Here is a 13,855-nt window from a genome sequence, read left to right as displayed (position 1 = left end):
GATCAGGATGAGTTGACCCTTAGCGAAATTGCTTATCTGATGGATTATAGTAGTGTGCAGTATCTTTCTGCACAGTTTCATAAGATGACTGGAGAGTCTGTATCCGAATATAAAAAAAGTAGGCTGAAAAATAAAAAATGCCTGAACGCCTTGTATTAGCTCAAGTTGTATTCTTTCAATTGCTAAGTGGAATTTCATAACTTTTTCACAATATTTTGAAACAGAATCTAAGTGTTTTTAGTTTGATTTGTTATCATAAATAATTGAGTTTTTAATGTAAATCAAGTGTTAAAAACAGACAACCCAATTTATAAACGATTAAGCTAGTAATTAATTTTATTCAATGTCTGAACTCAGTTATAGTCTAGTAGTGAAATTTTACGAATAAAAAAGAAGGACCGAATCTTTAATTGAATCACGACAATCAATTAAGCCACCCTATGATGTTGATTCGGTCACAACTTGTTGTTTTTTAGATATCTAATTTTCCTATCGATTTTAAGAATCGAATTTCATTCAATTTATAATTGATTTTCGAATCGATTAGTTCGCTATGTGCCTTCTGCCAAAAAGCCTGAGCATCTAATAATTCTCTTGTATTTGCAAGTTCTTCGTAAAAACTGTTCTTGGTTAGTTCTAGATTTTCATTGGCTTGATCCATCGAGATTTTCGCCAACTCAATTTGCTGCAAAGCCTCTTGTAAGTTGAAATAAGATTGCTGAACCTCAAGACTGATTATATCTTCAGCTCTGTCCAACTCTAACTCCTTTTGTTTACTTCTGAATCGAGCAGTAGCTAACTTGTGTTTCCGTTCTTGCCAATGAAATATAGGTATAGTAACATTAGCCTGTACAGTTAGTATTTTTGACGATGGAAGTATGCTATTTATTTTATTCGTATAGGTATAAGAAGCTCCAACTCCCATTTGTGGTAAATAGTTTGCACGTTCGTACTTTACTTGTTCTTTAGATATTTCAACTTGTTTGGCTTGCATTAACAATTCCGGTCGATTCAATAAAGCTTTTTGCAAATAATCAGCCTGAATTTTGTTTTCAACAACATTGATACTTGTATCTGTTGCTACAACTTCACTCTTTAAATCCTTACCAATTACCTGACATAAAGCCATTTTAGATAAGGTATGAACATTCTTAGTTTTAAATAGATCTAAACGTGCTTGATTCAACTGAACCTGAGCTTTCAATAATTCATTTTTTGTTGTAATCTCCAAATTGTAAGCATTGTTTAAATCCAAAACCAGAGTCGTAAGCATATCCACATATTTCTGAGCCAAGGACTCCTTTTCTTTAATTGAAACCAAGTTCCAGTATGCCTGATCAGTCTCCAACAAAACTTCAGAGGATTGCAGCTTTTTATTGTAGATGGAAAGCTCAGAGCCTAACTTGCTCATATGATAAGAGCTTCTGACTTTACCACCCATATAAATAGGTTGAGCCAATTGGACATTAGCCGATTGATAATTGATATTTCCCATCTCCAAATTAAAACCTGGAAAATAAATATCGCTATCTCCTATGAAATTGCCTTGTTGCGCTTCAGCTAAACTGCTGGCTGTTTTCAAGAAGCCTCCACTTAGGTTAATATCATCAATATTGTGGAAATAGTTGTACGAACCAGCTGCTGAAAGATTAGGTAGAAAATGAGTAAATGTAAATTTCACATTCGACTGATTTTCAGATATCATTAGATCTGCGATCTTTATTTTTTTGTTGTATTCTAATGCCAGCTTACGACTCTCCTTTAGTGAGAGTTTTTCTTGTCCTACCCCTTGTATAACAACCAAACTAAGGAGTAATAACATATATATATTCTTCATTGATTTTCTTAGCATTTTTTTTAATTCATTACATTTTTGGTTGACACACGATAAAATATGGCATACAAAATTGGAATAATAATAAGCGTGATTATTGATCCTATAAGTAATCCAAACATAATAGCTACTGCCATGCCTCCGAACAGTTCATCAGAAATCAATGGAATCATTCCTAAAATTGTAGTAAATGAAGCCATTATAACTGGTCTCATTCTTGACACAGCTGAATCTATAATTGCATTTAGCATATCCTTACCGGCTGCTATTTCTAAATTGATTTGATCTAATAGGACGACGGCATTTTTAATCATCATTCCCATAAGACCAAGCGTACCAAGAATAGCCATAAAACCAAAAGCCTTACCTGTTAATAATAAGCCATAACTAACACCAATAAAAGCAAGTGGCAAAACAGAGAGAACAATAATTGGCTGTCTGAAGTTGTTGAATAATAGTAGAATGATGAAAAATATAAAGAAGAAAGCAAGCGGCAAAAACTTATTCATATTGTCCTGCGCATCTTTACTATCCTTATGTTCACCCAACCACTCAAAATCATATCCTTCCGGTAATGGAATGGCTTCAATGTCACGATGCAGTTTGTTAAATACATCTGGAGCATTATAACCTGGAGCAGGATCGCATTGTGCTTTAATTGCTCTTCTTCTGTTGTATCGCTTAATGGTCGAATCTTCAAATTGAATATCAATATCTGATACAACTTGACGTAGTGGAATACTTTGTGGATTATTACCCCAAATTGGCGTGTTCTCCAAAGCTTCAACGTATTGACTTTCAGGCGATTTAGTTTTTAATAGAATTGGGAGCATGTCTTCAGCCTGATGAAAAAGACCTATAGGCAAACCTGTTGTGGCACATGCCAAAGCATTAGAAACATCAGCACGTGTAATATTAGCAGAACGAGCCTGCGCTTGAGAAAATGTCGGGTTCCAAACCTTTACTGTATTGTTCCAATTATTCGTTACCATCACGGCTCTTGGCTCATTTTTCATAATTTCCTGAGCTTTATCTGCTAAATCTCTTAAGACTTCAGGATCAGGGCCGGAAAATTTAGCTTCAATCATATACTCTGAAGAAATAGGAGAATAATATCTGACACGACATCTTGCCCAAGAATAATTCTTACTCACATAATCCTGTAGTTCCTTACCAAATCGCTTGGTACCTTCATAATCTTTAGTATCTACAATGAGTTCACCATAATTGGAGAAATTATTGGTTATAGGACGAACCAGAGTATATCTTGCCGGAGTGGCACCTAAACTAGTGGTCACATTCACGACATCTTCTTGCGTCAACAAATAGGTTTCCAATTCTTTTAATTCTTTCTCTACACTATTTATATCACTACCATTGGGTAAGAAATATTCAACAACAAATTGATTATATGCCAAATTTGGCATAAATAATTGTTTCACATTAAAAAAAGCAAAAATTGATGAGATAAATAAAGCAATAGTTATTAAAGTAAAAGTTATTTTATGTTTCAAAGAATACTTGATGAATGACTTGAATAGTTGATAAAATTTACCTGAATATGGATCTGTATTATTATCATGGTTTTTTGAATACTTATCGCCCTTCAGAAACAAATCACAGAAATAAGGTGTTTGTGTTAGCGAAAGCAGCCAACTTAAAAAGAGAGAAATTGCTATTACAATAAACAAACTTGCGCAGAATTCACCTGTACTATCTGGAGATAAATAAATAGGAAGGAATGCTAAAATTGCAACTAAAGTAGCACCCAATAGTGGTATAGCAGTTTGCTTAGACGTTTTAATCATTGCCTCTTTTCTTCGAACCCCTTTTTTCAAATCAATTAGTATCCCATCGGCAATTACGATGGCATTATCAACCAACATCCCCATTGCGATAATAATAGCACCTAAACTAACACGTTGCAAAGCAATATCGAAAGTTAACATCACAATGAATGTTGCCAAAATAGTAAAAACTAAGCCACTACCAATTAACAAGCCTGTTCGAAATCCCATTGCAAATAAAAGTACGATAATAACGATCAAAACAGATTCAATCAGGTTGATTATGAAGACATTAATTGCCGAACTAACACGTTCAGGCTGATAAAAGACCTTATTTAAGTTGATTCCTACAGGTAAGTTTGATGTGAGTTCATCTATCTTTTTCTGAATACGCTCTCCCAATTCAATTACATTCCCACCTTTTTCCATCGCAACCGCTATGCCAATGGCAGGCATTTGATTGTATTTCAGTTTATTTAAATAAGGAGTCACAACATCTTTCTTTATGCGAGCAATATCTTTTAAAAAAACGGAATTTGAACCACTGCCCGAAACCAATAGATTTTTCAAATCTTCTAATTGCTGAAAACTCCCATTAGAGGTGATACGTACACGGTCCGTTCCTATTTTTAAGCTACCTGGATCAATCATCTTATTCTGATTATTGAGTAACTCAACTACCTTATAAGGATGAATACCCAAAAAAGCCATTTTCTCCTGAGAAAGTTCAATATTAACACAGGTATGTTCCTCTCCAAATAAGTTGATACGCTTAACGCCATCAATTAAAAGAACTTCTCTTTTAATATAACGCGCATAATCTTGTAGTTCTTCACCAGAAAATCCCTCTCCGCTTAAGGCCAAAAAGATGCCATATACATCTCCATAATCGTCAAATACCATAGACGTGGAAGCCCCTTGGGGAAGATAAACCTGAGTGTCATTTACTTTTCGTCTTAAAAGATCCCAAACCTGTGGTAACTCATCTGATCCCAAAGTTGAAGATAAATTCACACTTATTTCGGAGTATCCAGCCATAGAACGGGATTCTATAAAATCGATATTATCCATTGACTGTATGGCTGTTTCAAGCACATCAGTAACTCTCAACTCTACTTCATGTTGAGATGCTCCAGGGTATTGTGTGATAACTAATGCTGATTTCACCGTAATCTCCGCGTCCTCGAGCTTTCCCATCTTAAAGAAAGAGAACATACCTCCTATAGCAATGGCTATCAAAGCAACTAACAGTACTTTACGTTGTTTTAAAATAGCTTCTGTAACATTCATAGCTGACCTCCTATGTTCGAATTCGTTTTCTTACTTAGCATTTTTACCTTCTGCCCTTCTTTTAGGCTATGTACACCTGCCGAAACAATTAGGTCCCCATTAGAAACACCTTTTTCAATAGAAATCATACCTTCTGAATCAAAACTATTCAATTTCACCTCTTTGCGCTCAACACAGTTTTTTGCACAGTTTAGTTTCCACACATATGACTTACCCTTTTCACTAAAAACTGATGCCGAAGGAACCTTTTGCAATTCATTTTCTTTTGTTTTTAAATAAGTACTTACACTCGCCACCATCCCTGGAACGATGTGAACATTCTTGAGGTTAATAGCCAATCTCATCCTATAGAAGTTATCTCCATTGGGTTTTTTTTCAATATCAATTAGATCTAAATCAAATGTTTTTGTTGGAAACTGTTCAAATTTGCAATGAAATTTTGTGAAATATTTATATTGTAAAAAATCATTCTCACTAAGAGCGACAACTAATTCTAAATGATTTAAATCAAGTAAAGAAATGATGGGTTGACCTGCACCAACTTTTTCAAAGTTTTCTACAAACATTGATTGCACGTAACCTGAAAAGGGAGCATAAATTCTTGTATCTTTTAATGCATTTTCAGCAGCAACCTTTTGAGCTTTAGCTAATTTATAAGCAGCTTGCATCTGATCATGAACACTTTTCGAAGTACTTCGTTTCTCATATAAAGCGCTATACCTTTTAGCTTGCAGTTTTGCATTCTCATAGTTTGCATTTGCCGATTCTAATTGAACTTGATAATCACGTTCATCTAGAACTGCAATAATTTCACCCTTTTTAACAAATTTTCCTTCATCAACATTTAAATTAACCAAAGGCCCCGGAGCCTGAAATGCTAATTTTACCTCTCTCGATTCTTTTACCAACCCCGTAAATACTTTTTTTAAATAATTTGATGGCTTAACTTCCACCTTAAAGACCTTAACTGGCCGAATCATCTCAGGTTTAATAACACTCTTTTCTTTACAGGCAAGCATGCTCAACGAAAGCAAGAGTGTAAACACAATCATTTTTGCGATTTTCATTTTCTTCATTTTAAAACCAATTTGAACACAGCTAGTGCAGTTAGTTCATTTTTATTCATAAAAATAATAGAGAAGTGACTTTCTCTATTGTTATAATTTAAAATACATATTTAATGAACTATATTCGTACGTTTAGTTCATTTAGGTGTAAAAAAAGATAAGCCTAAGCTCCCCTTTTTAATTGTTTAATTAATTTTCAAACATCTATCCCCATACCAAGTAACATACATCTAAAAGATGCACGTAGTCTTTCAATGGTTTCCTCTTCCGAATGTGATGCAGTCACATACACCTCATTTAAAGCTTGCAAAGCTTCAATACAATATTCAACATTGATATCTTGACGGATCAGACCTTTTTTTTGCCAATTGATATAGCATTGGTTCACAATTTGTTTCTCATTCTCATATTTTTCCTCAACATCCTTCTCAATTAATGGATATTCTTTATAGATCTGCTGAATCAAAATTTTTTGAGCAGTAATAGCATAGTTCAAGTAGTTATCCAAGAATATACGTGTTGCTTCCACTGGGTCATCAATTATTCTGTATGGTTCTAATATTTTAATAATATTCATATTAAATATTTCAAAGGCTATTTCCTTCACAAGATCTTCCTTAGTTCCAATAATCTTATAAAGTGTTGCCTTAGCTAGACCACATTCACGAGCCAACTCTACCATATTCAATCCTCTAAGCCCGTATTTCAACATCATATCCTTTGCGACCTTAGTCACCATTTCATGAATCTCTGCTTTATCTGATTTTGCCATAGTTGAACTTCCTTAGTATTCTTAGTGCAAATATAATTGAAATAAATTTCCCTCAAAGCATATTTAAGTTTATTTAAGTATCCAATTATATTAAATACAGTAACTCGTAATGATTTTAAACAATATAAAATAATATTCATTGCAAATTATAGGTGCAAAGTTTATTATTATTAAGAGGTTTGAATAATCGATAAAACAGATAAACATTAATGCCTACATGGGGTTAGCCTATATCAGCTGCTCGGAGAGACTTTTCTCCACAACATATTGTTCCAGAGGAAGAATCTTAGGGAAAAAACCAAATGAGAAAGGAGATGAATATTATTCTCAAGGGGATAGGGTGCATAAAAGAATTGGTCGATCAGGATGAGTTGACCCTTAGCGAAATTGCTTATCTGATGGATTATAGTAGTGTGCAGTATCTTTCTGCACAGTTTCATAAGATGACTGGAGAGTCTGTATCCGAATATAAAAAAAGTAGGCTGAAAAATAAAAAATGCCTGAACGCCTTGTATTAGCTCAAGTTGTATTCTTTCAATTGCTAAGTGGAATTTCATAACTTTTTCACAATATTTTGTAACAGAATCTAAGTGCTTTTGTTTTAACTTTTTATCACGAATTATTGGCGGAACTATCTTTTAAAAATGCTTTTTTGAAAACAAAAAAACAATCATTGTTTAGATTGTTAGTTAATCCATGAATGATGAAACTAAAAAGAAATATTGCGATCAGTGAAAACGGATTTTTATTTAATCCGGAAACCGGCGACTCATTCCTTTTAAATCCGATTGCAACAGAAATAGTAAATTTTTTAAGAGAAGGTAATGATGTCGCTGATGTTAAGCAATTACTTTTTGATCGATATGAGGTGGATGTGGTAACGCTTGAGAAGAATATCGAAGATTTTTTGGAGATGTTACAACATCATGAATTGTTAGATAGGTGAAAATGAAAAAAATAAAATATCATATCGCTGTAACTGGATTAAATAATACTGATAATCCCGGACCTGGGATACCTGTGATTCGAGGTCTCAGAGAAAGTAAAGATTTTGATGTTAGAATTATTGGTTTGGCCTATGAAAATCTGGAGCCAGGAATTTATATGCCAGATATGGTTGACAAAACTTATCAGATTCCATACCCATCATCTGGAATGGATAAGTTAATTAATAGGATTGAGTACATACATTCTAAAGAAAGACTTGATGTTATTATCCCAAATTTTGATGCCGAGCTCTATACTTTTATACAGGCTAAGGAAAGACTTCAAAATATAGGTATTCATACTTTTCTGCCCACAATGGATCAGTTTGAAGAGAGGCAAAAGGCCAATCTTAGCCAATATGGCGAGAAGTATGGAGTTAAAGTTCCCTTTAGTAAGGTTATTACACATAGGCGTGATATCGAACAACTGAAGGATTCTTTTGAATACCCGCTACTTGTGAAAGGCAAATTTTATGATGCTTATTTGGCTTATTCTGCCGAACAGGTAAATAGTTTTTTTAATAGGATTTCGGCTAAATGGGGTATGCCTGTAATCATTCAGGAATTTATAAGGGGAACTGAGGTGAATGTGATTGCTTTGGGTGATGGATTGGGAAATACGATAGGTGCGGTTCCAATGCGCAAGCAGTATATTACTGATAAAGGTAAGGCTTGGGGAGGTATTACCATTCAGAATGAAAAAATGCTGGAGTTAACACGAAATTTGATTCGAAAGACTAAATGGCAGGGGGGGATGGAGTTAGAATTGATCAAAACAAATAAAAATGAGTATTTTCTTATTGAAATTAATCCACGAATTCCTGCATGGGTCTATTTGGCTGTCGCAGCAGGACAAAACCTACCCGAAGCTTTGGTAAAACTAGCTATGGGAATGAAACTTCAGCCTTTTTCTTCTTATGAAGTTGGCAAGATGTTTATTCGATATTCCTATGATTTAATAGGGGATATCGCACAATTTGGAAGTTTATCGGTTAGCGGTGAAATGTAAGAGGATAATTATCTCCAAAGCTTTACCATTTTTTAATTAAAGAGAAAAAACAAGAAGCTTGGCTGGTGGAATGAGTTTGAGAGAGAATTTTTAATATAGAATGGAGTGATAGTTCAGTAATATACAAATGATCAGAACATGAAATACCAATCATATGAAAAAATTAGATTATGAACGGCCTATAATTAATAAAGTTAATGCTGGGATGCCTGATAAATTTGGGATGGGTACTCGTGTCCCTATTATTAGTCATATCGAAGAGCTTGCCATAAAGGACATTATGGCTCAGTATGGCTCTCCGTTGTATGTGATTTCCGAGTCTTGTATTCGTAAAACCTACCGACAAGCCCAAAGAGCTTTTGCGTCTCGTTATCCTCGGGTGCAATTTGCATGGTCTTACAAAACCAACTATCTAAATGCGGTTTGTAAAATCTTTCATTCAGAGGGAGCATGGGCTGAAGTTGTTTCAGGATTTGAATACAGTAAGGCCATTGAAAATGGGATTTCAGGAGATCAAATTATATTTAACGGTCCGGAAAAATCAAAGGAGGATTTAGAAAGGGCCATAAATGATGGCGCGATGATCCATCTGGATAGTTTGGATGAATTTTATTTTTTGGGAGAATTGGCTCATAAACTCAATAAAACAGCAAAGGTCGCACTTCGAATAAATTTAGATGCGGGAATCTATCCTCAGTGGGATCGTTTTGGCTTTAACCTTGAAAATGGCGAAGCCTGGCATGTTCTCAATCGTGTCATGATACATGATTCTATGGAATTATTGGGCTTACACACCCATATGGGAACTTATATTACTGCTGTTAGTGCATATGCTATTGCTGCAAAAAAAATGGCAGATTTGGCTATTCGATTGTTTCGAAAGTTTAACCATAGTGTGAAGTACCTTGATTTAGGAGGGGGATTTGCATCGAAAAATACCCTCAAGGGTGCTTACCTTCCAGGCTCAGATACCTGTCCATCTTTCGATGATTATGCTGAAGTCATAACATCTGCTTTGCTTGCCAGTGAATTACCTCCCGACAGGCTTCCTCTTTTGATTTTAGAGTCAGGTAGGGCTCTGGTAGATGATGCTGGTTTTATGTTGGGAAGTGTTTTGGCAAACAAACGCTTGGTGGATGGTCGCAGAGCGACAGTGATTGATATCGGCGTTAATATGCTTTTTACCTCTTTCTGGTATGAGCATGATGTTTTACCAACTCAGATGAAATCAGATCAAACAGAAAATACGACAATTTATGGTCCGCTTTGTATGAATATTGATGTAATTCGGGAAGCTGTTCAATTTCCTCTTCTGCAAAGAGGTGATGCTGTTGTGATTCCACGTATTGGTGCTTATAACATGACTCAATGGATGCAGTTTATAAAATTAAGACCTCCTGTTTTGCTGATTGATGAGGATAGAAATTTGCATCTTATTCGGAAGAAAGAAACCTATGAACAATTTAACAATATGGAAGATGTTCCTGAGCATCTTAAAACATAATGAAAGTTTTCAGTAAGAACATATTATTTTTGGGAGAGGCCATCCTAAATAGTTATGCTCAGGTGTTTTTTTCACGAAACAAAACCTTTGCTTTACTGCTGCTTTTGGTTAGTTTTTTTGATATCTGGGCTGGGGTGTCAGGACTTATTTCATTAGTGGCTGCAAATGTTATTGCTTTCATAATGGGTTTTTCTCCTTTTTATATCAAAGAAGGGACCTATGGTTTTAACAGCCTGTTAGTTGGTTTGGGGATAGGTTTGTATTTTCAGCCAGGCATCGAAATTGTTTTGCTTACTGTTTTATCCTCAGCTTTAACCCTATTTATTGGTTTGTTTTTGCAGGGGGTGTTTGCAAAATATGCGTTGCCTTTTTTAAGTGTTCCCTTTCTCTTAGGTCTGTGGATGATTATGATGGGGAGTAGCGATTTAACAACTCTTGGTATTAGTGAAAGAGGGATTTATGAGGCCAATGAATTTTATGATATTGGAGGTCAGTCTTTGGTAAACCTCTATCATAGTATTCAAAATTTGGGACTTTTTGATTCAGTTTCTATTTTTCTTAAATCTCTTGGTGCCATTTTCTTTCAAAGCAATTGGCTGGCTGGCTTACTTATTCTTTTGGGCTTACTTTTGTATTCCCGAATCGCTTTTACTTTAGCGATATACGGTTTTTATGTTGCTTATCTCTTTTATGGATTGATTGGTGCAAATATCAGTGAGTTGAGTTATACTTATATTGGTTTTAATTTTATTCTTACGTCAATTGCCCTAGGGGGATTTTATATTATTCCATCCTTGTATTCTTATTTATGGATTGTGCTTTTATTGCCAATAGTGGTATTAATTACCCTCAGTAGCATGCAGTGGTTTGCACCTTACCAGCTTTCCATTTATGCACTCCCATTTAATGTTGTTACACTTTTATTCTTGTATATTTTAAAATTGAGATATAAGCCTAATGCGAAATTGCAGGAGGTAAGAGTTCAACACAATTCCCCAGAAAAGAATTTGTATTTCTTTAGAAATAACGCCCTTCGAATGTCCTCTATGGGATTCTCTGGTTTTCAGCTGCCTTTTATGGGAGAGTGGACGGTTACTCAGGCTCATGATGGAGAATATACGCATAAGGATGAGTGGCGCCATGCCTGGGATTTTGCGATTGTGGATGATGAGGGTAAACAGTTTAAAAAGCATGGCAATGTTGTAGAGGATTACTACTGCTACAATAAATTGATTTTAAGTCCGGCTGATGGTGAGGTTGTGAATATTCTGGATGGTGTTCCAGATAATGAAATAGGCAAAGTTAATTTAGATCAAAATTGGGGGAATAGTTTGGTCATTCATCATCACGGTGGATTTTATTCCCAGTTGAGCCATTTCAAGGAGGATAGTTTTACGGTGAAAAAGGGAGATTTTGTAAAAAAAGGGGACGTGTTAGGAACCTGCGGTAATTCGGGAAGGTCGCCCTTTCCTCACATCCACTTTCAGTTTCAAACGACACCTTATATTGGTTCAGCTACTTTCGAAGTTGCTCTCCCTCATTATATGGAGCGGATCAATAATCAAGTTGTGCTTAAATCGTATTCTCAGCCAATTAAGTCTGCCAAACTGCTAAGAGGAGACGCTCACCCACTTTTAGTGCAAACTTTAGGCTTTCAATTGGGGCAGAAATTTAGTTTTGAGGTGATATCAGGACACAATGATAAAATGATTTTATCTCAAAAGGATTGGCATTTTGAAGTGAAATCTGATGTGCTATCTAATACTTATCTATACTGCGGGCTGACTAATTCAAGGGCTTATTTTAGTATAGAGGCTAACGTTTTGCAGTTTCATAATTATTTGGGGAATAGACGTTCTCTGTTGTATTACTTATATCTCTCTTGCTATAAAATCTATCTGGGTTACTATCCAAATTTGAATGTAAGGGCAGAATTCCCTCCTAACTTGATTTATGGAGCGGGAAAACTCTTTATTCAGGACTTTATAGCTCCATTTCATATTTATCTAAAGTCAGAGTATCAGTTGAATTATTTGGATAAAATAGACCGAATTACGTCCGAAAAAATAGAGCTAAAGTCTAAAGTAATTTGTAGTTATCCTAATGAGAAAGTGTATTTGAAAAATGAAATTATTGTAGAAAGCGGGGCTTTGCTTCGAATTAAGATTTACACAAAAGGTAAAACACTGGAAATAAGATGTGGAAATATGCAAGCATATTGATTTTGAGTATCCTCATTAGCTCATATGTACATGCTCAGAAATATCAGAGTGTTAGTCAGGTGGACAAGGAAACTTTTGAACTTTATCAGAAACAGCAATGGAAACAACTGATTGTGATAGGTGAAAAGTCTATTGAGCAAGGTATTGATTTTTATTATTTGCGTTTACGAATGGGTATTGCCTATTATAACATGAAGAATTATCGGAAATCAGCTGTTTTTTTTCAAAAGCTGTCTCAACAAAATCCCGAGGATAAGAGCATAAAAGAGTATTTGTACTTTTCTTATCTTTTAGGGGATAGAAGCATGGATGCAATTCGTATGCAAAACGAATTGCCCCAAACAATTCGGGAAAAATATGGGATTGATAAAATAGAGTTTATTTCTGGAATTTATGCTGAAACCAAATATGAGTTTCTTGATGATTATACAATAAATTCTGATCAGATTCAGCAACAAACTGTTCGAAAGCAATTTCATCATTATAGTTTGGGGTTGAATCATCAAGTGGGGAAAAGAATTGCTTTATTCCATGCCTACAGCTTGGTAGATCTGAAAAATTTAACTGTATCGGAAGGGATTTCTTTTGACGAGGAGGTACATCAAAATCAATACTATTTGAAAAGTTCTTTTCAGTTGGGGTATGGAACTAAGTTGGTGTTTTCAGGACATTGGGTGCAAACTAAAGTGAAAGGATATCCCTTTACCATTGAAACTACAACTGAAGCGGTATTGCTACCATTGCAATTAAAAGAGAATGGTAACGGAGGAAATGGAAATGGAGCTGGTGGTAGTGAGAATGGAGGAAACGGTGATTCTGGGGCTATGGTTGAAATTTATCCTTATGCGAATACTCAAAACAGTTTTATTGGATATATGGGGCTTCAGCAGGACATATCTAATTGGAAAGTGAGTGTTGGTTTATTGTATTATGATACGAATGACTTATCTCGTTGGCAGCAAGAGGTATCTGTTCGTTTTTACCCCCTTGGGAATTTAAAGTTTTATATGAATGGTCGTTTTACCAATCAAATGGAGGAAAAATTGGATGGGGGCTGGTTGAATCGGAGATATTGGAATGGTGGACTTGGCTTTCAGCTAGCAAAAAATACCTGGGCGCAACTGGGATACAGTTTTGGAGATATGTTTATGCAAGTAGAAAATGAAGGGTATTCGGTATATAATAGCATAAATCTTGTGAAAAATAGGGGAGATATAGGTTTATATCAATACATTTTTAAAGGGAAGCTGAGCATCTTTCTTCTGTATCAAAAACAGAGAGAAAGAAATACTTATATGATAAATGATGAGTTAAATCGTCAGCACATTAACGTACAATCAATAATTGGAGGTATAAAATGGAACTTCTGAGGGTAATTAAAAAA

10 protein-coding genes are annotated in these 13,855 nt (G+C 35.0%); 6 read left to right on the top strand and 4 right to left on the bottom strand.

Going from position 1 to position 13,855, the window contains the following annotated elements; genetic code table 11:
• Window positions 1–472: 472 nt before the first annotated feature.
• The 4 genes from EO244_RS15580 to EO244_RS15565 all read right to left on the bottom strand — a co-directional run bounded on the left by EO244_RS15580 (window position 473) and on the right by EO244_RS15565 (window position 6,750).
• The gene (locus tag EO244_RS15580; protein ID WP_164977515.1) at window positions 473–1,837 is read right to left on the bottom strand and encodes a TolC family protein; all 1,365 of its coding nucleotides are present in this window, start codon (window positions 1,835–1,837) and stop codon (window positions 473–475) included.
• 20 nt (window positions 1,838–1,857) lie between these two features.
• On the bottom strand, window positions 1,858–4,911 hold the full coding sequence (locus EO244_RS15575; protein ID WP_129255613.1) for an efflux RND transporter permease subunit: 3,054 nt from the start codon (window positions 4,909–4,911) through the stop codon (window positions 1,858–1,860).
• Entirely contained in the window at window positions 4,908–5,978 is a 1,071-nt protein-coding gene (locus EO244_RS15570; protein WP_164977514.1) for an efflux RND transporter periplasmic adaptor subunit, read from the bottom strand. Before EO244_RS15570 ends, EO244_RS15575 begins: the two co-directional genes overlap by 4 nt.
• Before the next feature lie 196 nt (window positions 5,979–6,174).
• Window positions 6,175–6,750, bottom strand: coding sequence for a TetR/AcrR family transcriptional regulator (locus EO244_RS15565; protein ID WP_129255611.1), 576 nt, complete (start codon window positions 6,748–6,750; stop codon window positions 6,175–6,177).
• Between the two features lie 314 nt (window positions 6,751–7,064).
• Between EO244_RS15565 and EO244_RS15560 the strand changes: the two genes are divergently transcribed.
• The 6 genes from EO244_RS15560 to EO244_RS15535 all read left to right on the top strand — a co-directional run bounded on the left by EO244_RS15560 (window position 7,065) and on the right by EO244_RS15535 (window position 13,841).
• On the top strand, window positions 7,065–7,268 hold the full coding sequence (locus EO244_RS15560) for a helix-turn-helix domain-containing protein (RefSeq protein WP_129255610.1): 204 nt from the start codon (window positions 7,065–7,067) through the stop codon (window positions 7,266–7,268).
• A 185-nt stretch (window positions 7,269–7,453) separates the two neighbouring features.
• The gene (locus EO244_RS15555) at window positions 7,454–7,696 is read left to right on the top strand and encodes a PqqD family protein (protein WP_164977513.1); all 243 of its coding nucleotides are present in this window, start codon (window positions 7,454–7,456) and stop codon (window positions 7,694–7,696) included.
• Between the two features lie 2 nt (window positions 7,697–7,698).
• Window positions 7,699–8,745, top strand: coding sequence for an ATP-grasp domain-containing protein (locus EO244_RS15550; RefSeq protein ID WP_129255608.1), 1,047 nt, complete (start codon window positions 7,699–7,701; stop codon window positions 8,743–8,745).
• A 154-nt stretch (window positions 8,746–8,899) separates the two neighbouring features.
• Window positions 8,900–10,249, top strand: coding sequence for a type III PLP-dependent enzyme domain-containing protein (locus EO244_RS15545; RefSeq protein ID WP_129255607.1), 1,350 nt, complete (start codon window positions 8,900–8,902; stop codon window positions 10,247–10,249).
• Window positions 10,249–12,471: an urea transporter gene (locus EO244_RS15540; RefSeq protein ID WP_129255606.1), complete on the top strand. Its 2,223-nt coding sequence runs from the start codon at window positions 10,249–10,251 to the stop codon at window positions 12,469–12,471. Before EO244_RS15545 ends, EO244_RS15540 begins: the two co-directional genes overlap by 1 nt.
• Window positions 12,447–13,841: a tetratricopeptide repeat protein gene (locus EO244_RS15535; protein WP_129255605.1), complete on the top strand. Its 1,395-nt coding sequence runs from the start codon at window positions 12,447–12,449 to the stop codon at window positions 13,839–13,841. The genes EO244_RS15540 and EO244_RS15535 overlap by 25 nt, the downstream gene beginning before the upstream one ends.
• The last annotated feature ends 14 nt before the right edge of the window (window positions 13,842–13,855 follow it).

Origin of the sequence: Ancylomarina salipaludis (assembly GCF_004122035.1) — a bacterium.
Lineage (GTDB): Bacteria > Bacteroidota > Bacteroidia > Bacteroidales > Marinifilaceae > Ancylomarina > Ancylomarina salipaludis.
The sequence above is the reverse complement of the archived record's forward strand: the minus strand, read 5'-3'. Positions and strand labels throughout refer to the sequence as shown.